The 17769-nt window shown below is 65.4% G+C and carries 30 protein-coding genes and 1 tRNA gene; 12 read left to right on the top strand and 19 right to left on the bottom strand.

Annotation, left to right across the window (positions count from 1 at the left end):
* Window positions 1-37 precede the first annotated feature (37 nt).
* The 5 genes from Tchar_RS11020 to Tchar_RS11000 are packed head-to-tail and all read left to right on the top strand — an operon-like array spanning window position 38 to window position 3228.
* Window positions 38-505, top strand: a complete 468-nt coding sequence (locus Tchar_RS11020; RefSeq protein WP_144329063.1) for a hypothetical protein — start codon at window positions 38-40, stop codon at window positions 503-505.
* Entirely contained in the window at window positions 502-711 is a 210-nt protein-coding gene (locus tag Tchar_RS11015; RefSeq protein ID WP_144329062.1) for a helix-turn-helix transcriptional regulator, read from the top strand. Before Tchar_RS11020 ends, Tchar_RS11015 begins: the two co-directional genes overlap by 4 nt.
* On the top strand, window positions 708-2141 hold the full coding sequence (locus tag Tchar_RS11010) for a DUF3987 domain-containing protein (RefSeq protein WP_144329061.1): 1434 nt from the start codon (window positions 708-710) through the stop codon (window positions 2139-2141). Before Tchar_RS11015 ends, Tchar_RS11010 begins: the two co-directional genes overlap by 4 nt.
* Window positions 2138-2437 carry a hypothetical protein gene (locus Tchar_RS11005; RefSeq protein ID WP_144329060.1) on the top strand — a complete coding sequence of 100 codons (300 nt, stop codon included), beginning with the start codon at window positions 2138-2140 and terminating at the stop codon, window positions 2435-2437. Before Tchar_RS11010 ends, Tchar_RS11005 begins: the two co-directional genes overlap by 4 nt.
* Complete coding sequence (locus tag Tchar_RS11000) at window positions 2401-3228, top strand: DNA-primase RepB domain-containing protein (RefSeq protein WP_144329059.1); 828 nt, start codon at window positions 2401-2403, stop codon at window positions 3226-3228. The genes Tchar_RS11005 and Tchar_RS11000 overlap by 37 nt, the downstream gene beginning before the upstream one ends.
* On the opposite strand, the gene Tchar_RS10995 is transcribed toward Tchar_RS11000, so the two are convergent.
* Together Tchar_RS10995 and Tchar_RS10990 are read right to left on the bottom strand one after the other, a co-directional pair.
* On the bottom strand, window positions 3222-4409 hold the full coding sequence (locus tag Tchar_RS10995) for a tyrosine-type recombinase/integrase (RefSeq protein WP_144329058.1): 1188 nt from the start codon (window positions 4407-4409) through the stop codon (window positions 3222-3224). The two genes, Tchar_RS11000 and Tchar_RS10995, sit on opposite strands and share 7 nt — an antisense overlap.
* A 204-nt stretch (window positions 4410-4613) precedes the next feature.
* Window positions 4614-4689, bottom strand: a tRNA-Arg gene (locus Tchar_RS10990).
* A 99-nt stretch (window positions 4690-4788) separates the two neighbouring features.
* On the opposite strand from Tchar_RS10990, the gene Tchar_RS14090 reads away from it, so the two are divergent.
* The 4 genes from Tchar_RS14090 to Tchar_RS10975 all read left to right on the top strand — a co-directional run bounded on the left by Tchar_RS14090 (window position 4789) and on the right by Tchar_RS10975 (window position 6420).
* On the top strand, window positions 4789-5286 hold the full coding sequence (locus Tchar_RS14090) for a hypothetical protein (protein ID WP_236640440.1): 498 nt from the start codon (window positions 4789-4791) through the stop codon (window positions 5284-5286).
* A gap of 65 nt (window positions 5287-5351) precedes the next feature.
* On the top strand, window positions 5352-5831 hold the full coding sequence (locus Tchar_RS14085) for a site-specific integrase (protein ID WP_236640439.1): 480 nt from the start codon (window positions 5352-5354) through the stop codon (window positions 5829-5831).
* Between the two features lie 105 nt (window positions 5832-5936).
* A complete protein-coding gene (locus Tchar_RS10980; protein WP_144329057.1) occupies window positions 5937-6185 on the top strand; it encodes a hypothetical protein in 249 nt (82 codons plus the stop codon).
* On the top strand, window positions 6178-6420 hold the full coding sequence (locus tag Tchar_RS10975) for a hypothetical protein (protein WP_144329056.1): 243 nt from the start codon (window positions 6178-6180) through the stop codon (window positions 6418-6420). Before Tchar_RS10980 ends, Tchar_RS10975 begins: the two co-directional genes overlap by 8 nt.
* Here Tchar_RS10975 and Tchar_RS10970 read toward each other — a convergent pair.
* From Tchar_RS10970 to Tchar_RS10920, 11 genes are all read right to left on the bottom strand, one after another.
* Window positions 6411-6686, bottom strand: coding sequence for a hypothetical protein (locus Tchar_RS10970; protein ID WP_144329055.1), 276 nt, complete (start codon window positions 6684-6686; stop codon window positions 6411-6413). The genes Tchar_RS10975 and Tchar_RS10970 overlap by 10 nt on opposite strands.
* Window positions 6676-6879 (bottom strand): hypothetical protein, encoded by a 204-nt coding sequence (locus Tchar_RS10965; protein ID WP_144329054.1) that lies wholly within the window; start codon window positions 6877-6879, stop codon window positions 6676-6678. The genes Tchar_RS10970 and Tchar_RS10965 overlap by 11 nt, the downstream gene beginning before the upstream one ends.
* 97 nt (window positions 6880-6976) lie before the next feature.
* Window positions 6977-7171: a hypothetical protein gene (locus Tchar_RS10960; protein WP_144329053.1), complete on the bottom strand. Its 195-nt coding sequence runs from the start codon at window positions 7169-7171 to the stop codon at window positions 6977-6979.
* Window positions 7168-7644 carry an ImmA/IrrE family metallo-endopeptidase gene (locus tag Tchar_RS10955; RefSeq protein WP_144329052.1) on the bottom strand — a complete coding sequence of 159 codons (477 nt, stop codon included), beginning with the start codon at window positions 7642-7644 and terminating at the stop codon, window positions 7168-7170. The genes Tchar_RS10960 and Tchar_RS10955 overlap by 4 nt, the downstream gene beginning before the upstream one ends.
* A gap of 236 nt (window positions 7645-7880) precedes the next feature.
* Window positions 7881-8165 (bottom strand): hypothetical protein, encoded by a 285-nt coding sequence (locus Tchar_RS10950; protein ID WP_132963714.1) that lies wholly within the window; start codon window positions 8163-8165, stop codon window positions 7881-7883.
* Window positions 8162-8758 carry a hypothetical protein gene (locus tag Tchar_RS10945; protein ID WP_144329051.1) on the bottom strand — a complete coding sequence of 199 codons (597 nt, stop codon included), beginning with the start codon at window positions 8756-8758 and terminating at the stop codon, window positions 8162-8164. The genes Tchar_RS10950 and Tchar_RS10945 overlap by 4 nt, the downstream gene beginning before the upstream one ends.
* Window positions 8697-9104 carry a hypothetical protein gene (locus Tchar_RS10940; protein WP_144329050.1) on the bottom strand — a complete coding sequence of 136 codons (408 nt, stop codon included), beginning with the start codon at window positions 9102-9104 and terminating at the stop codon, window positions 8697-8699. Before Tchar_RS10940 ends, Tchar_RS10945 begins: the two co-directional genes overlap by 62 nt.
* Before the next feature lie 193 nt (window positions 9105-9297).
* Window positions 9298-10932 carry a lambda-exonuclease family protein gene (locus Tchar_RS10935; RefSeq protein ID WP_144329049.1) on the bottom strand — a complete coding sequence of 545 codons (1635 nt, stop codon included), beginning with the start codon at window positions 10930-10932 and terminating at the stop codon, window positions 9298-9300.
* A gap of 11 nt (window positions 10933-10943) precedes the next feature.
* Window positions 10944-11702 carry a phage recombination protein Bet gene (gene bet / locus Tchar_RS10930; RefSeq protein ID WP_144329048.1) on the bottom strand — a complete coding sequence of 253 codons (759 nt, stop codon included), beginning with the start codon at window positions 11700-11702 and terminating at the stop codon, window positions 10944-10946.
* Window positions 11703-11721: 19 nt separating this feature from the next.
* Window positions 11722-11976, bottom strand: coding sequence for a hypothetical protein (locus Tchar_RS10925; protein WP_144329047.1), 255 nt, complete (start codon window positions 11974-11976; stop codon window positions 11722-11724).
* A gap of 73 nt (window positions 11977-12049) precedes the next feature.
* Window positions 12050-12394 carry a hypothetical protein gene (locus Tchar_RS10920; RefSeq protein WP_144329046.1) on the bottom strand — a complete coding sequence of 115 codons (345 nt, stop codon included), beginning with the start codon at window positions 12392-12394 and terminating at the stop codon, window positions 12050-12052.
* Window positions 12395-12721: 327 nt separating this feature from the next.
* Between Tchar_RS10920 and Tchar_RS10915 the strand changes: the two genes are divergently transcribed.
* Window positions 12722-13018, top strand: a complete 297-nt coding sequence (locus tag Tchar_RS10915) for a type II toxin-antitoxin system RelE/ParE family toxin (protein ID WP_144329045.1) — start codon at window positions 12722-12724, stop codon at window positions 13016-13018.
* 3 nt (window positions 13019-13021) lie between these two features.
* Window positions 13022-13330 (top strand): addiction module antidote protein, encoded by a 309-nt coding sequence (locus Tchar_RS10910; protein ID WP_144329044.1) that lies wholly within the window; start codon window positions 13022-13024, stop codon window positions 13328-13330.
* A gap of 7 nt (window positions 13331-13337) precedes the next feature.
* Here Tchar_RS10910 and Tchar_RS10905 read toward each other — a convergent pair whose 3' ends face one another.
* The 6 genes from Tchar_RS10905 to Tchar_RS10880 form a co-directional block, all read right to left on the bottom strand.
* Window positions 13338-14231, bottom strand: coding sequence for a hypothetical protein (locus Tchar_RS10905; protein ID WP_144329043.1), 894 nt, complete (start codon window positions 14229-14231; stop codon window positions 13338-13340).
* A gap of 77 nt (window positions 14232-14308) precedes the next feature.
* Complete coding sequence (locus tag Tchar_RS10900) at window positions 14309-15211, bottom strand: hypothetical protein (RefSeq protein ID WP_144329042.1); 903 nt, start codon at window positions 15209-15211, stop codon at window positions 14309-14311.
* Window positions 15208-15651 (bottom strand): DUF6932 family protein, encoded by a 444-nt coding sequence (locus tag Tchar_RS10895; RefSeq protein ID WP_408033582.1) that lies wholly within the window; start codon window positions 15649-15651, stop codon window positions 15208-15210. Before Tchar_RS10895 ends, Tchar_RS10900 begins: the two co-directional genes overlap by 4 nt.
* Complete coding sequence (locus Tchar_RS10890; RefSeq protein ID WP_144329040.1) at window positions 15651-16184, bottom strand: helix-turn-helix domain-containing protein; 534 nt, start codon at window positions 16182-16184, stop codon at window positions 15651-15653. Before Tchar_RS10890 ends, Tchar_RS10895 begins: the two co-directional genes overlap by 1 nt.
* 378 nt (window positions 16185-16562) lie before the next feature.
* Window positions 16563-16928, bottom strand: coding sequence for a hypothetical protein (locus Tchar_RS10885; RefSeq protein WP_144329039.1), 366 nt, complete (start codon window positions 16926-16928; stop codon window positions 16563-16565).
* A gap of 111 nt (window positions 16929-17039) precedes the next feature.
* Window positions 17040-17270 (bottom strand): hypothetical protein, encoded by a 231-nt coding sequence (locus Tchar_RS10880; RefSeq protein ID WP_132963566.1) that lies wholly within the window; start codon window positions 17268-17270, stop codon window positions 17040-17042.
* Between the two features lie 35 nt (window positions 17271-17305).
* On the opposite strand from Tchar_RS10880, the gene Tchar_RS10875 reads away from it, so the two are divergent.
* Complete coding sequence (locus Tchar_RS10875; protein WP_132963567.1) at window positions 17306-17527, top strand: ribbon-helix-helix protein, CopG family; 222 nt, start codon at window positions 17306-17308, stop codon at window positions 17525-17527.
* Window positions 17528-17769 lie beyond the last annotated feature (242 nt).

Here is a 17769-nt window from a genome sequence, read left to right as displayed (position 1 = left end):
CCCCCCTAGCGGCCGCGTCCACACCTGGACGCGAAAAATGGCTGACTTTTCAAGCACTTACAGCGCGCCGGCGGCTGTGACGGCCGGCACCCACACCCCCCACACCCCCGACGCGCGCGCGCTCCTCGCCTGGGCGCAGGCCGAGGCGCGCGTCGGCCGCCGCTGGTGGCCCGGCGCTGAGGCCGATGCGGCCGCGGAGATCGTCCTCGCCGCTCTCGAGGGTCTGCCTCCCGCGCGCGCCGTGGCGCGCACCCGCAGCCGCCTGCGCCGCCTGCTGGGCGGCACCGCCGGGGGGCGCCCCGTGGCCCGCGGTGCGGAGGCCGGCGCAGCGCTGAGCTCGCTGGGCGACCTCGTGCGCGAGCGCGCGCCGAGCGCCCGCGCCCTGGCGCTAGCTCAGGGCCGGCACCCGCGCGCCGTGCAGCGCGCCGCGCAGCGCGCGCGGCAGGCAGCGCAGGCCGGGCAGCTGCTGCTGCCGCTGGGCACGCAGGAAGGGGGTGCAGCATGAGCATGAGCGCGCCGCAAGTGAGACTGCTGCGCGCGCCAGAGGTGGCGCGCGCGCTGGGTATCGGCCGCAGCACGCTGTACCGGTGGGTGGCCGCTGGGCTCGTGCCGCCGCCACTGCGGCTCGGTGGCGCCGCGCGGTGGCGGCCGGAAGACATCGAGCGGGTCCTCGTGCGCGCGGAGGCGCTGCGGAAAGGGGGTGGGCTATGACGAGCGCAAGCCTGCCCGATGCGATCGCCGCCGCGCGTAGCGCGCTGGCCGCCCTGGACCCCCCGCCGCCGCCGTATCCCCTCGAGGCCCTAGGCCCGCTGGCAGAGGCCGCGGACGCGCTCAGCCGGGGCGCGCAGGTGCACCCGGCCCTGGCGGGCCAGGCGATGCTGGTGGCGGCTAGTCATCTGGTGAGCGCGGTGTGGGCCGGTGTGCGCACGCCTGCCGGCGTAGCCGTACCGCCCAGCCTCTACGGGCTAAGCGTGGCCCCCAGCGGCAGCGGGAAAAGTCTGGCCGAGGGCGTCGCTGCGGCGCGCCTGCGCGCGTGGCAGGCGCAGGCAGGCGAGGCGCACGCGCGGGCCTGCCGCGCCGCCGCGCGCGAGGGCCGCCCGCCCGCGGCGCCCCCGTGGCGGCTGTGCGCGGATGCGACCTTGGAGGGCCTGCACGCCGCGCTCGCCGAGGGGGCGCCGGCGCAGCTGCTCCTCGCCCCAGAGGGGGGGATGCTCCTGGGGGGCTGGGGCATGGCCGCCGAGCGGCGCCTGCGCATGGCCGCGGGGCTGTGCGCGCTGTGGGACGGCGCCGGCCTCAGCAACCTGCGCCGCGGCTCGCGCCTGGAGCGCTCGGGGGTGCGCCTGAGCCTCCATCTCCTCCTGCAGCCCGAAGCCGCGCGCGAGGCGCTGGCTGACCGGCTGCTCGCAGGGGTAGGCCTGTGGCCGCGCAGCCTGCTCGTGGTGCTGCCGCCGCCGGAGCCTCGGCGGCTGGCGCCGTGGCGGGCGGACGATGATCCGGCGATAGTAGCTTTCTGGGCGCGGTGCGACGACCTGCTGGCCCAGCCCCTGCCACGCAGCTGCGACGCGCTGCCCGTGCTGGAGGTCGAGCCCGCCGCGCTGCAGCGGCTGGGCGCGCTGCTGGAGGATCTGGAGACCGAGGCGCTGGACGGCGGGCGGCTGGGCGGACCCCTGCGCCCCTTCGCGCTGCGGGCCACCGAGCTGGCCACGCGCGTCGCCGCGGTGCTGGCGGCCTGGGAGGGGGCGCCTGTGGTGGCGGAGCGCCATGCCGCCGGCGGCGAGGCGCTGGCACTGCATAGCCTGGAGCACTGGGCGCGCACGGTAGGGCGGGGAGACGCGGGCGGGACGCACGCGGCGCTCGCGCTTTACAGCTGGCTGCTGGAGCGCGGCGGACGCGCGCAGCTGCGCGCGGTGGTCCGCGAGGGGCCGCGCGCGTTGCGCAGCGCAGCCGCGCGTGACGTGGCCGTGGCGCAGCTCGAGGCCGCCGGCTTGGTGGCCCGGGCGGGCGTTGAGGTCGTCGTGCTGGACACGTCGCCAAGTGTCGCCAGCCTGTCGCCACCGCGTGGCGACACAAAACACCAGAAAAATCAAAGGTTTACACAAAGTGTCGCCGCTGTCGCCGGGGGTGAGGAGGATATCGTATGACGGCACAAGCTCTCACCTCGCTGCTGGCCGTCGTCGCGGCCATGGCCGGCGACGGGCTGGTGCTGATAGCGGACGGCGACACCATCCGCGTGCGCGGCCCGGCGCCTGCGCGCGCGCGGTGGTTGCCGGTGATCCGCGAGCGCAAGACGGAGCTGCTGGCGCTGCTGCGCAGCGAGCTGGGGCGCGAGGCCTTCGAAGAACGCGCCGCGATCGCAGAGTACCTCGGCGGGCTGCCGCGCGCCGAGGCGGAGGCGCTGGCGTGGGAAAGCGTGAAAAAAATCTTGAGAATGAAATGAAAACGCAAAAAATGAAAACGCAAATCGAATTTATGCTGCTCAGCTGTGGAATTTTGCAATTCGCGGCGGCAGAATACGATCAAAGCGGCCGCGTTTCGCGCGTTTTTGAAGCGCGAAAAGCAGTTGACAGGCCCGAAGACTTTGGCGCGCTCGAAGGCTGGCTAAAGCATAAAAATGCGCACGGGTGCAATATATGGGTTCGTCCAAAAAGCTACTCGCACCCAGCGATAATGCTTGACGACTTGACGCCGAGTTTTGCGGAGAAAATCGCCAAAAAATACAAATCAATTGCAATTCAGACCAGCGCCGATAGCGCGCAGGCGTGGATTATATGTAATCGCGCCTTATCACGCGAAGAGCGACAAGAAATCGCCCGTGCGCTTTGCGGTATTTGCGGCTCAGATCCCGGCGCCGTTTCCGAGCCACGCTGGGGCCGATTGGCGGGCTTTCGCCAGAAAAAGCCAGGAAAGGCTGGCTTTTTGACACGCGTGATTGCCGTTTCGAGTGAAAATGCGCAATTTTTTGACCACGCGCCGTATCTGCTGGCCGTAAAAAATTTCAATCCCTCTCCCCGCCCCTCGGGGGCGGGGGTGGTGCGTGGCAAAAGCGCGATCGATTTCAGTCGAAAAGAATTCGGATTCGCTTATCATGCGCTACGGAAAGGGTGGTCGGATGAAGCAATCGCACGTGCAATCGAAGAAAACATTTCAAAAACCGGACGCCGAAAAAGCCGGCATTATATCGAAAGAACGATCGTTGCCGCTAAAACGGCTCTTTCGATAAATTATTGATTTTTTATCTTATCTAAATAATCGGCCCATTTTTGCATCATCTTTTTGCGTTCCGCTAAAAATTTCGTTCTGTTATAAGCCCGTCCCAGCGGGTCGGGCACCGCATGCGCGAGCTGGTGCTCGATGACTTCGGGAGGGTATCCGATCTGCTCGTGCAAGAGCGTGCGCGCGACTGCCCGCCAGCCGTGGGCGGTCAATTCGCTTTTTGTATCAATACCCAATCTTTTTAGCGCCGCATTAATCGCTGCATCGCTCATGGGACGCAATGACGAACGCGCACTTGGAAATACGTAGCCGCCCTGCAAATGTCCGGTCAATGGGTGAATATCTTTTAATATCGCAATTGCTTGCCTGGAGAGCGGTACAATGTGAGGTGTTTTTGTTTTGGATACGGTGTATTTCCATTCACACGTATCAAAGTCAATATCCTTCCACTGCATCGTACGCAGCTCGCCCGGACGTACGAAAACGAGCGGTAATAGCCTTAAGGCGGCAGCGACAATTGGGCCTCCTCTAAACGCATCAAATGTGCGAAGAATTTCACCAACTTTTTTTGGGTCGGTTGGCGCTGCCATATGGGTGACGCGTACCGGCTCCAGCGCGCCGCGTAGCGCTGGCGTAGGGTCTGACTGGGCTTTTCCGGTGGCTACGGCATATCGAAATATTTGGCCCGCAAGCTGTAAAACTTTATGCGCGGTTTCAATAACGCCGCGCGATTCAACGCGACGGACAGCCTCTAAAATCTTTGGTGCGCCGATTTCCGATATTTGCGAATCCCCTAGATACGGCAGTAAATCCCGCTCTACAAAACGCCAGCACTTTTTTTGATATCGCGCAGACGTTTTGCTCAACTGCTTTTTTCGCCACTCTTCGGCGACCGCAGCAAAGGTGCTGCCCTCGGCCTCTAGCGCCCGGCGCTTAGCGGCCTGCCGCTCAGCACAGGGATCAAGTCCGCGCGCAAGCATGCGCCGCGCCTCGTCGCGCAGCTCGCGAGCCTCGCGTAAGGTCACAGCGGGGTATGCACCGAGCGCCAGCAGGCGCTCGCGGCCACCGTGACGATATTTGAACCGCCAGAGCTTTGACCCCCCAGGAGTCACAAGAACGTATAGGCCATGAGCGTCGGAAGCCTTGTAGGGCCTCTGAGTGGGCCTCAGCGCCCGGATAGCAGCGTCGGTGAGCATGGGGTACGTCTCCTGTAGCGTGGGGGTATCGAGCGCCCGATACCCCAAGAGGGCCTCAAAAGTACCCCAAAAATACCCCCAAAATCGTGGGCTGTAAAGGGACTTTGTGGGACAGCTTGCAACAGCACGACGGATAAGAGTCGCCGTAAACCGTTGTTTTATAAAAATAAGTGAGACAGATTGGGACTGTTTGGTATCCGCGTTTGGTCCCCCCGCCAGGAATCGAACCTGGATTTGCCGCTTAGGAGGCGGCCGTTCTATCCGTTGAACTACGGCGGGGCACCTAGCAAGGGCTGCTTGTCTCCCTTCGTGTTTCCCTCTGATGCTTGGCGATCTTTTGCTATGCTGTTGCTACCAACTGCTACCGGTAGCACTCAAGATGGCATCGATCATCCAGCACAGGGGCCGCTGGCGTGCGCAGGTGCGCCGCAAGGGGTGGCCAGTCTACACCAAGTCGTTCGACACCAAGGCTGCGGCCGAGAAGTGGGCGCGGCAGATCGAGGCAGACATCGACCGCGGCGTGCTACCAGGGGCCGCTGCGGTAGCAGCAAAGCGCTGCTACACGGTCGCCGACCTGATCGAGGACTACCGGCGCCTGCGCGCGCAGTCGCGCCCGGTGCTGGACACCACCACCGAGCACTACAACCTGCGCCGCCTGGCCGATCACCTGGGGACGCTCGATGCCGCCAGGCTGCGGCCCGATGATCTCGTGGGATACGCGCAGATGCGCGCCGACGAAGGCGCGGGGCCGTACACGGTCAACATGGAGGTGTCCAAGCTCGGCACCGTCATGCGCATGGTGGCCAGCATCAAGCACATGACGCTGCCGGACGTGGTGCAGCAGGCGCGGCCGCTGCTGGCGCACCTCTGGGGCTGATCGGCGGCGGCGGCAGGCGCGAGCGCAGGCCCACCGATGATGAGCTCGACCGCATCATCGCGCACATGCACGATACCTACGGCCAGGTGTGGGCCGATGCGGTGCGCTTTGCGGTGGGCACGGCGATGCGCCGTGGCGAGATCGTGCGCATCCGCTGGGACGACCTGGACGCCGCCAGGCGGCTGGTGCTGGTGCGGGATCGCAAAGACCCGCGCCAGAAGGCCGGCAACGATCAGTGGGTGCCGCTGCTGGCCGACACGGCGATGGGCGACATGTGGGCTTTGGTGCAGCGCCAGCCGCGTGCCGATGAGCGCATCTTCCCCATCGGGGACAGCGCGCTGTCAAAGTACTTTACGTGGGCCTGCCGCGCCCTGTCGATACCCGACCTGCACTTTCACGACCTGCGCCACCACGCCATCAGCTTGATGTTCGAGCGCGGATTCCGGATCGAGCAGGTCGCGCTGGTATCTGGGCACAGGAGCTGGCAGCACCTCAAGCGCTACACCAACCTGAGGCCGGAGGATTTGCATCGAGGTCCGGCGTGATCAGGGGGCTGACACCATCCTGATGATGTGCTCTAATATAGGCACGGTCGAGGACAGCTCGACCGCCGACGCGGCGGCACCGCGATTCCAGACAGGAGCATCGTCATGATCGGCACCGAATCCAAAATCACCGTCCACCAGATCGGCAATGCCATTGCCGTCCGCCGCAAGACCGGCTACGTCATCGTCACCTACGACGACCGAGCCGCACAGTACCGCGTCCCTGCCGGCTCTGTCGGCACATACTTGACCCGCAAGCGGGAAGACGCGATCGAGTACGCTGCGGCCTTTGGGTCGATCCGCCGTCTTGAAGACGGCCGCCCCGCGCGTCTGCGGGACATCAAGGATGAATGAAGCCCTCATACACCTGCGCGTCCCGGCGAGCCTCAAGGCTCGCTGGGTGCGCTTGTCGCGCGAAAATAGCCAGCGGCTCACCGACTGGATCATCGAGCGCGTGGAGCGCTCCATTTCCATGGCGACCGGCGCGCCAGACCAGACAGCGGAGGGGGTCAGCGCCGAAGCGGTCGCCGAGGATGCGCGAGGCCTAAAGGTGGCGGCGGTGCCGCGTGGGTTTTCGCATCATTCATAACTTGTCTCCGAAAGCCCCCGCTCCGGGTGGCTGTCGTCGTCCAACATGATCCACACGCCTTCGCCCTCCGACGAAGGCCACAGGCGCATGCCATTCTTCGCCGCCGTCTGCGCCAGATCGACCGGGCACAGGCAGCAGTGCGGCAGCAGGTCGTCGTCGGCGTAGCCGCACTGACGGTTCGGCACGATCTTGCCGCCACCCAGGGCGGACTGCAAGTCCTCGATCGTGTGAAGGTAGCGCCCACGGAAGATCACCTCATCGCACATCGTCACTCTCCAGCCTCTTGAGTAGGGCAGGAATGAGTTCCTTGCGCTCATCCGCATTGGTGCCGCAGCGAAGTTCTAAAGCCTCCAGCGCCTGCCGCAGCAGGGCTTCGTCGCGCTCGATCCGCTCGACTGCGCATTCATAATGCCGTGGACCCCAGTTCCAACAGCCGTTGGCATGTGTAATCAATGACATCCTCCGGTACTCCGTGAACGTTCTGCCACTTTCCAGTGGCTTCCACAATGCGGACGCGAATTCCGCGCTTCTTTGCCGCTTTCAGATACGGCTCCATCTACCAGCGGCGGGTGAACGTGTTCGCCACGACCGCTGGGCGACCTGCATCCACTGCGGCAATGGCCGCCCAGAAGAGCCAGCGTCGCTGCTCATAGCGCCGGCGATAAAGGCGCTCCTGCACATCGAAGATGGGACGCTCGCACGACAGGTCAACCACGTCTTGCGACAGGTCGATCTGCTGGGGGTCGGTCATAGCCCAGAGAAAAGACCCAGGTTGTGCACGCGCCAGCGCATGGCCGCTTGCGAGACGTCAAACATCCTGGCGAGCGATTCGAGCGAATCGGCAAAGCCCTCTTGCATCACGAAGCGCAGCGCATCCGCTGGCATCAGGATCGCAGTGGCAAAAGCATTGGCCTCGCGCTCCGGGCCTGCGGCAGCCAGCGTGAAGGCTTGCGGCGCGTCGAGGAACAGGCGCTGGCCATGCCCCAGGTGCCCCAGCGCCCAGTGCCCCAGCTCATGGGCCACGGTGAAGCGCTGCCGCACACGCGCCTCAGCGCAGTTGACGGTGATGCGCGGCCGCTTTCCGACGAGCTCGATGCGGCCAGATTCCTCGATGGGGCCGCAGCATGCCTCTAGCCCCATGCGCGAGGCGATGGCATGGACATCAACCGGCAATCTGCCATCCCAGTGGCTTGCCAGCACATGCGCCGCCATGCGCTCGATCATGCGTATGCTCGCTGTAGGTCCTAAACAAGGGCCATGAGGATAACACGGGTTGGGCCGCGAGCGTCAACTCACCCATCAACGCCGCGCGCAATGTTCTGGCCGCCGGACTGGCGGTGTCAGCCCATCGAGAAGCTGTAAGTCCTGTGTGCATGTAAGTGCGCATTGGCTGGCTTCGTTGAAGTGGGAATCCCCCGCCTTCAGGCGGGGGAGGATGTCAATGCTCGCGCATGGTCTGGTCAACCGAGCTTGCTTTCACAAGCTCCGCCCTTTAGGGCGGGGAGGATTGACACCACACCCATATCGCGCCTGGCTTCGTCGCGCTTGCGGTCCAGGTACTCGGCCACGTCGCGCGTATCCGCCCACCGCAGCTTGCCATCGACGTAGGTGGGGATGTCCAGCTCGCCGCGCCCGATGCGCGCGTGCAGCGTGGCAGTCGCCAGACCAAGGACCTTGGCGAGCTGATCCATGCTCAAGCGTGGGCCGTATTGCTCCATCAGAATCATCGTCATCATCAGGCTCATAGGTCAATCACCTCCACATCATGCGGCAGCTTGCGACCTGCAAGGATGTCCGCGATCCGCTGCTCGGTCAGCCGGTGGCAGCGCACCATGCTGCGCGCGGGCAGCGTCTCCAGCACCATGGCGTAGTCCTCCAGCACGGCGCGCACGGCGCGGATGCCAGCGCCATCCAGCCGGATCGACCCTCCAGCACGGTGTCGTCGTCCGGCCATCGCCAGCGCCGTGATGGCGTCATCCAGCAGGCCGTTGTCGGCGATCTCGACCAGCGATCCGTCGCAGGCCATCCACGGTCCGCGCGTGACCAGCGTCTCCAGCATGTTGACGGCATCGCTGCACACGCGCCAGTCATCCTTGCTGGGATTCGGCGCTGTCTCAAGTGCCGCCAAGCCCTGCCACATGCGTGTCAGGTGGTGCGTGCGCCACTCCAGCGGCAGCGGCTCGGTCGGGCTCGCCATCAGTTCGTGCCACAGCGTGTAGCTGCGGATCACGCGGGGCGTGACGCGCCTGCGCTTGGGCTTGGTGCGGCCTGCCATTTCAAGACCCCGAACATTTGCTGCACCAATAAGGGTTCGGTGGCACTTCACGATCGTGGCCATTGTCGGCCGGCCCTCCGCAGTTGGGGCAGCGGGTTAGGTCGTCGGTGGTTTCTGCTAGTCGCTCCTTCAGGGTGGCGATAGTGCTTCGCACCTTGGCCCGCACGTAGTGTGTTCCGATATCCGCCCGACAGCCGTACAGCTCGCCCTTCACGCCTTCGATCAGCATGTCGCCAATGTTGGCTTTCATGCGGCCTTCTAGCGTGTTGATGTAGATCCCTTCGCCAGCCGGGCACCAGTCGATGCGCCCCCCGTCGAATGCCTCGCGCACCCAGTCAGGTTCTTGCCCGTCAAGGCTGATCTTCCAGGCCCGGACCTCGACGGGCTTCTTGCGATAGCGGTCAGTCATTGTGGCCACCCCGTGCCTTGGTCGCCGCCCACATTGGGATGACCTGATGCGCACACCGCATCTCGCGTTCCAGACACTCGGGGGCGGCTGATGCCGGGCGGTTGACTTCTTTCATGGGGGCTCCTTTGTGGTCGGTTAAGATGGTGAATGGTTAAGCAATAGCGGCAGTGCATCGGATGTGATTGATTGGCGGTCAGGCCGCCGCCGTCACGCGGGCGCTCAGGTGCTCGATCAGCGCCTCGATCACGCGCCCGATCTCGTCGCTCGGCACCGGCCAGCCGATGCACAGCACCCGCAGCCCTTCTTCGTCGATGCGCAGCGGGCTGATGTAGCTGTTGATCTCATCGATGCTCAGGATGTCCGCGCGCTTCGGCTTCGGCGGCGCTGGCGGCACGTCGATCAGGCCATCGAGCACGGGGTTGCTGGAGATGGTCTGGCGCTGCGCCTGCTCGCGCTGCTGCCGCTCTTCCTCAGCGCGGCGGATGCGCTCGCGCTCGGCTTCTTCGCGCTTGCGCTGGCGCTCCTGGTGGTCGGCTACTCGGCTGGCGATGACGCCACGGATGGCTTCCTCGTCCAGCGTCTGCGCAAGGCGCGGCGCATCGGGCCACAGCGCGCCGTGCTCGGCCTTCGCGGCTTCCAGCAGCGCGCGGCCCTTGCGGATGCGCTCGGCCCACAGCGCAAGGTCGATCTGCTCCCTGGACACCGCTTCGTCCAGCCGCTCGCGGATGCTGTCGATCTTCTTCAGCCCTTTGATGCTGGCGGCAAGCTCTGCGCTCAGGCTGGCCGGGATGCCGGGCGCGTACTCGCCAAGCTCTCCGGCCAGCGCGGAGTAGGCCTCGCGCACGCGGTCGGCGGCACGCTTGACGGCCTCGGACCGCACTTCGTCCTTGCGGGCCTTGACTGCTTTCTCCAGCGCCAGCCGCGCCTGCCGGATGGTCTCGGCCACTTCGTCGGCGGTGCGCAGCACCACTTCCACGTCGGCCATTTGCGCGATGGCCTGCTCCTTCGCGGCCTTGATCCGGGCCTCGGCCTCGCTGCACGCCTTGGCCGCAGCCTCGGCGTCGGCGAAGTCCTGGTCGGTGGCAAGCTCGGCGGCCTTTGGCAAGCGGGCCAGGAACGCATCGGCTCCTGCACGGAAGGCGTCCAGGTTGGAGGCCAGCACGCGGCCCTCAACCCGCAGCACCAGCGCGCCGAAGCCAGGCACCGGCTTGGCCTGCACCGGCTCCGGTGCGGGCCGGAAGTTGGTCATGTCCGGGTCGTTCAGGTCGCGCTGGAACTGCTTCCAGCCTTCGATGAGCGCCTTGCGCCGGGCCGGGTCGCTGCGGTAGGTGCGCATGGCATACGGGCCTTGGCCGGTGCTGGCCCAGTAATGCACTTCCTCGGCTCCGCTGACCAGCAGCTGGTGCTCCATCTGCCAGACGTGATCCATGGGAGGCATGTCGGTTTCGATGAGCGCCCTGTTGATGCGCTCGTTCATCAGCTTGTGCTCCCATGCGATGCGGCCGTCCATCGTCAGGCCGTCGAGGCTAGCCAGCAACGGCAGGCCCTCGATCTCGGCGGTCATCGTGGCAGGGTAGAGCTCTTCGCCGATGATCGTCTCGGCGATGGGCCGCGCGGCGGCCTCGGCTTCGTGGCCGCGCTCGAACAGACGCTGGCGAGCGGCGTCCGGCTCCTCGGCGATGCCGAGGGCCTTGCGTCGCAGCAGGGCGGAGCGCGTCTCGTAGGGGCTGCACCCCATCATGGCGGCGGCCTCGCTGGCGGTGAAGTGGCTGGCGCGCAGCGCGTGCCACTCGGCGCTGCCCTGGGCGACGTTGTGGATGGTGGGCATGTCTGGCCTCCTTACTCGGTGACTTCGGTGGTGTCCACGTCCACGACGGCGCAGTCGCGGATGGCCTTGATCTGGGCATCTGTGAGGGTGGCGCGCGACGTGACCATGGCGATGATGTCGTCGGCGGTCTTGCGGCCGGACTCGATCAGCGCACGCCATTTCGGGAAGAATTCGCTGAACTTGTCGGCCGGGTAGGGCTCAAGCGCCGGTCTGTCTGGCTGCGCTGGCTTGACTTTGACGATCTCGCCCGTCTGCGCGTCGATGGCTTCGACGAGTCGCTCGGCCTCGTCGTGGTCGTAGATGCCGGTAAACCCGAACGCCAGGCGAGCGCACTGGATCATGGCCTTGTGGCGCAACATGCGGCGCGGCCACTTTTCCCATGGCTCTGTGTTGCGCTTGCATTCGGCCTTGTACTCGGTGACCTTGATCGGGCGGCTTCTGTCCTTGCGGTAAATGATGCAGGTGCAGGATTCGTCGTCCTGCTCAAATTCCATCCCGTCGAATTGCGGGTGGCTGTTGATGATCCTGCTCCAGCCGTCCACCCCGACCACGGGCACGATGCCGTTGTTCTTGTCTGGGAAGGCGTAGATCTCCTTGGTCCAAGGATTCAGGCCGTACTGGTTGGCGACGACCATCAGGGCGGTCATCTGTGCATCCGACACCTGCCCCTTGAAGGCGGTGACCTTGAGCGTGTCGATCAGGTCGGCGCCGTCGCCCATGTCGAGGCGGGCGGCCAGCTTCTGCGTGAGGGTTGCGAGGGCGGTACTCATGTGGGGCTCCTTTGCTTGTTCAAGCAGCCAGCAGGCCGATGACAGCGGCCAGCAGTGCGAGTGCTGCGGCCAGGACAAATCCGTTGCCGCTGCGGCGCGGCTCGCAGCCGGCCAGCAGCGCCTCTTGCAGGCGGCAGGCGTCGCGGTCGTGGTAGGGCCGCTGCAGCGGCTGCCACGCGCAGCCGATGGAGACCTTGCCGGTGTGGTAGGGCGGCACGGTGCGCGCCGGGCGGGGCAGGGTTGGGCGGGATGCCCCGTGCTCAGCAGACCTCATCTGTGTTTCCCCTTTCATTTCAAGCGGGTTGACCTGACCCGGCCGCTGCGCGCCGGCCGGGCTTGTTGCCGTGTCAGTAGTCATTCGGCCCGTCGTAGTCCTCGACTTCGAAGTCGATGCGCTGCAGTAGCGCGTCTCGTGCCGGGTCGGCCATGGCTAGAAGGGCGTGATCCGGCATCTCGACAATGCCGGTGATCTCCACCAGCTCGAGCTGGTTGGTGCGCTCGCACCAGGCGTCATCCAAGAAGATGCCGACCACTTCGTTCGGCACGCCGCCGCGCACCGTATAGCGCATCAGGGCGCTGATCGGCCCCAGCTCAATCAACGCCTCGTACACGCCGTCTCGTGGTCTGCAGGCGCGGTCGTAGCTCTCGCAGTACTCGTCCCACTTCCGATCCAGCCACCGGTCGTAGTCCATCTCGGCACCTCCTTGAAAGAAAAAGCCCGCCGGCGTCGGGCACATCACAGCCACCCCCCGATCCACATGGCCGCCAGCGCCAGGGCCGCCGCGTAGCAGCCCCACGTGACGATCCGGTCTTCCTTGCAGTCCATCGCGTTGCTCCTTCTTGCGTTGCGATGGCGTGATTATCTACAGATGTCGATAGTAATGTCAACAAACGTAGATATAGGGAAAACCCTAACCGTCGCCTTCCTGCAACACCGGCCCGCCGGCGCGGGCAAAAAAACCCGCCTCTGGGGCGGGTGGGCGGCTTGTCTTTTGTATTCGATCGAATACAATCGGCGCATGTACACGGTCAAGCTGACGCCCGAGTTCGAGCGCTGGCTGGCCGGCTTGAAAGACGGGATGACGCGCAAGCGCTTGGGGCTGCGCCTGCGCAAGGCCCAGTTGGGCAACCTGGGCGACGTCAAGCCGGTGGGCGAAGGCGTGTGGGAAATGCGCGAGTTCTTCGGCCCCGGCTGGCGCATGTACTACACGCAGCGCGGCGCTGTGCTGGTGGTGATGCTGGGCGGCGGCGACAAGGCCAGCCAGGCATCAGACATTGCCAAGGCCATCGAGCTGGCCCGAGCCCTTCAGGAGTGAGCCATGCAACCCAAAGTCTCTGTGTCAAGCCTGCCGGAGTTCGACATCACCGAGATGCTGCAAAGCGAGCAGGACATCGCCGAATACCTCAGCCTGGTGCTGGAAGAGGGCGATCCGGCCTTGCTGGCGGCCACGCTAGGCGACATTGCGCGCGCACGCGGCATGACGCAGATTGCGCAGGACGCCGGCATAGGCCGCGAGGCGCTCTACAAGGCGCTGCGGCCCGGCTCCAGCCCGCGCTTTGACACGATTGCGCGGGTGTGCAAGGCCCTGGGGGTGAAGCTGGTGGCGCAGCCGGCGGCGCGGGCCTGAGGCGGGCTCAGGACGGCATGGGCAGCTCAATCTGCGCCGCGCCTTGGCGGTGCTCTTGCACGCGCACGATGGTGTACTCCGTGCGCAGCCCTTGCGCCGTCTGCCATTGCGTCACGCGGGTTTCAGCCAGCAGAATGTCGCCCTTGGCAAAGCGCACCAGGTTGCGGTCCACGCGGTCGAGGAAATCGCGGTCGGCCATGGTCACGAACACCGTATTCTGGCCGTCGTGGAGCCGCCACTTGTTGTCCTCGCGGAAGGACAGGCTGACGATGGAAAAGGCGATCGTGCGCACCTCCTCCATCAGCAGCACATCCTCGGGCGGCGGCGCGTGGAACCACGGTGCCTGCGCGCGCTCGATGATGACGCCGATGCGATCGTCGTCGCCCAGCGCCAGCCGCTCGATGCCCTCACGCTCGATGGGCTCCACCACTTTGGCTAGCGCCTCGCGCACCGCCCGGCGCTGAAACAGCATGATCACGCGCTCTTCCACCACGGTGCACTCGCCGTCGTCCACCGTCAGGCGCCGGCCCTCAGGCACCGTTTCCACGCGCGTGATGCGCCGCCCGCGCAGCCACTGGATCAGCCCGATCAGCCCCGCCCCGCCAATGCCGATGACCTCCAGAATGGTCTTGGCATTGGCCACCGCCGTGGCCCCATCCCCAGAAAGCCACGCCATGAGCTGCTGCGCCAGCTGGGCCGAGACCGACAGATCAATGCCGAAGCTGCCGGTGCGGAAGCTCGCCCGCACGTCCACCCGCACGCGCACCGACTCGCCAAAGAGCGAGCGTCCCGACTCCTCGCACAGGTCGCCCAGCGCGAGCAAGGCCGGCGCCAGGTCGCGCACGTCCATGGTGTGCGCCTGCAGCGCCGGGCCGTCGTAGGTGATGCGGAAGGTGCTCATGAGGCACTATCATAAGGCTGCAGACGGCAGAAAAACCCGCCTCGTGGGGCGGGTGCGGCATGTCGCTCAGGGAGTGGTCAGCCGATCAGCGTGTGCTTGTACACGTCGCGCTTGAACACGCTGTCGTAGTAGCGGGAGGTGAGCACGCGCAGCTTGGCTGGCTGCGCAATGGTGAGCTGCTGGGCTTGCTTGATCAGCTTCAGCGGGAAGCGCACGCGGCGCTTCTCGTCGCCGATGCACAGCGTGATAGACCCAACATCCGACAGCGCGGCCACCACGCCTTCGAGCGTCTCTTCGTAAACCTCCGGCTCCTGCGTAGTCTCGATGAGACGGCGCACGCGGTCGATTTCATCCGTCGTGCCGCGCCACGACAGCCACGGCAGCAGGTCACGCTGGCACGACATCTCCAGCGTCATGCCGTAGCCGGACGTCTCCTTGAGCAGATCATCGATGCAGCGCGCGGCCTGGCCGCCGATGGCATCGGCCGCATCGTAGAAGTCGTCGCCCTTGGCGTTGAGGAAGCGGAAAACCTGCGTGGCGGTGGCCTCGAAGAGGTTGACGCCTGTCAGGTCGGCCCGGCTGTCGCCAAGGACCAGCACCCGCGTGGAGCCGTGCTCCAGTCCGGCGAATTCCAGCCCAAGCAGGTCGCGCACGGACTGCACCGGCTGGCGAGCCGTCTCGCCGGTGTGCAGACGGTGTGCGGCGTGCGCCATGCCGCGCTCGAAGGGATCCACAGCATCCAGCAACGCGCGCAGAGGAAGCCGCCCATTGGCGCGCTCACCCATGAAGCGAAGCTCGATGAGCTCTCCAGCACGCGCGCGCTGCTCGATGATGCGCTCGTCTTCGGCTTCTTCCACATATTGCCCATACACAGACGCGAAAAAGCTGGCAGCCTGGTCTTGCGGGCTGTTTTCAGCGCGCTGGCGCTGCCGCGCGTGGCGCGCAGCGTAGAAGTTCAATTTTTCCTGCGCCGTCTTCATAGGATGATCACCGCGTAGCCCTTGGCGGCCCCGTCACGGTCTGCGCTGAACCATCGGTGCCAGTAGTCGCGCTCTTCCGCGTCATCCCAGCGCCCGATGTAGAGGTCTGCGCCATAACGCTGCCGCAGATTCTTGCGCAGTTTGAGGGCCTGCAGCGCATGATACTGCGATTGGGTGCAGTTGCGCACGTCTTCATCCGATAGCCACAGCACGGCGTCCCAGTCGGCTGGCTCCGGCTTGGGCGAGACGAACGAGCCGTCGATCCACAGCTCCTGCCCATGCAGGCCGATGCCGTGCAGGTGACCGATGAAGGCGGCCACGGCGTCGAACATACGCGACCGCCTGGCTGGACAGCCTGGCCAGGAGACGATTTTTTCGAGAGCCGCCAGGCTTATCACAGAGCGGCCGGGCGGAATAAGGGAAGCTCTGGCTAAGGTCATCAGGTCTTGACTTGCTGTTTCAAGGTCCCAACGACGTCAAAGGATTCAGCGGCTCTGGCCGCTTTTTTCACTCGTTCGGCAAGCTCCATGTCCTTCGGCGTCAGGTTCGGCCCGCGCGGGTCGAAGCTACCCAGCAGCTCCGCCAGCCGCTGCCGGTAGGCCGGTGCGTCATGGTCCACCAGCAGCGCCAGCAGCGTGCGCAGCTCGTCGCGGTGCGGGCACATGGCGATGGCGTCCAGCACGACGGGCAGGGCGGCGTGGATGGCTGCTGAGAGTGCCTGGTTGACAGGTGATGTCGCAATTTTTCTGTCTGCAGCAATCCACGCCAAGACTTCATCTTCAGTGTCTTGCAGCAACTCTGGCGGAACCTCAAGCGCCTTCGCGATTTGGAGCGTGAACTGCGAGCGAACGCTATCGCGTACCTCTAGAGCGCTGATGGCGCGGTGATCCCCTATCCCAGCCTTCTTGGCTAGGTCAACTTGGCTGAGACCACGTGCCTCGCGCAGGAGGCGAATGTTGCGACCGAGCGCCATGGACACATGTTTACATATGTTGATTCGTCACATGTTGACAGGCGCCATCAACAGGTGTAGATTTCGTGGCATGTGTGACCAAGATGTGCTCATCCTGCAACGTGCTGTGGACAAGGCCGGGAGTGTCGCGGCGCTGGCTAGGTGCATCGGCGCTAAGACCGGAACGGTTTTCATGTGGCGGTACCGAAAGTCACTTCCAGATGGCTGGAGGGCCTATCTGGCTGAGAAAGTCGATGACCCAAACTGGCCGCACCCGGATGGCCGCCCGTGCATCGACGTGGCGGCCAAGGAGGCGGCCTAGGATGAAAGCGGCAACCGTCTTTCGCGTCAGCGGCATCGAGCGCGGCGGTGCCGATGCGGCTGCCTTTGCAGCCTTGCTCAGTGAGGCGGCACGCCGCGGCCTGCCGCCGTCGCAAGCTCTTGCGCGATTGCGAGCCTGGCTTGCTGAGCGGCGCTCAACCCGGCCGGCACCGTCCACGTCCGGCCAGCGAGGTCGCCGCGCATGAGCTTGAGCATGAAGTCCGCCAGAAACAGGGTGGCCAGCTCGCGCGTTGGCGGCGGCAGCCCTTTGTCCCAGTCTGGGCTGCCAAGCGCCCAGGCTTGCAGCGCTGCCTGCGCCGCAGCCTCGTACCTGATGGCGTCCGCCGGCAGTCGCGCCTGCTGCCAGTCGATCCCGTCTTCCTGCGCGGCCATGAACAGCCCGCGGGCAACGTCTTGCGGCGTGATGGTGGCGGTTTCGCCCATGCGGCCTCCTGGAATGCGTCTGCGGCAAGGCCATTCTAGGGGCCGCATGGGCTCCATCCGGCACGGGCGCCCGTGCATGGCAACGGAGGCCGCCTGATGCCTTGGCGCTGCTCACGGCTTGCCCCTTGCCGCGTCAATGGCGCGCTGCGCCTCCTTGGCCGCCAGCGCTTCGGTCAGCCGCAGCGCCCGGCCTTCACGCCCGCGCACCACGGCAAAGCCGCGCTGCAGCGCGTGCCGCTGCGTGGTCACGGCCACGGGCTCCACGTCCCCAAACACCTCAAAGCACACCACGCACCGCGATGGATCAAGGGCCAGCGCGTACACGCTCAGACGCATGTCCATGCGCGCCTCCTGTTGGCTGATTGGATGTGAAGGAGATGGCCGTGCCCGACAGGACAGAAGTCCGCCTTGAACTGGACCCGGAGGACCTGCGCGTGCTGGACGGCTACGTCAACGCCACCGGCAAGACGCGCACCGACGTCATCCGTCAGCTCATCCGGGAGTGGGCAGATCGCAAGCTCCATGAGGCCATCGTGATCTGCCGCGTCGCCGGGGTCAATCCGGCCGCGCCGGATGCGGCCCGGAGGGTGTTGCCGTGACGGGAAAGAAAAAGCCCCAGTTCCGAGTCGACGGAATGGGGCGTTTCTTCGTGCAAAGGAGTAAGCCGTAATGCTATCCATGACTGGCACTTCTGTCAACCTGCGGCCGTTCGAGTGTAGAAGCAAGATAGTAATGTCCGCTTCCGGCAAAGTAGAAATGTCCGCTTGTTGGTCTGGAAGCGGAGGGCTGGGTGGACAAGCGCATCGAGATGAGCGAGCGGGAGATCGAGCGGCTCAAGGTG

This window comes from Tepidimonas charontis, from assembly GCF_007556685.1.
GTDB classification, from domain to species: Bacteria; Pseudomonadota; Gammaproteobacteria; order Burkholderiales; family Burkholderiaceae_C; genus Tepidimonas; species Tepidimonas charontis.
Note: the sequence above shows the minus strand (reverse complement) of the source record. Positions and strands in the feature narration are given on the sequence as shown.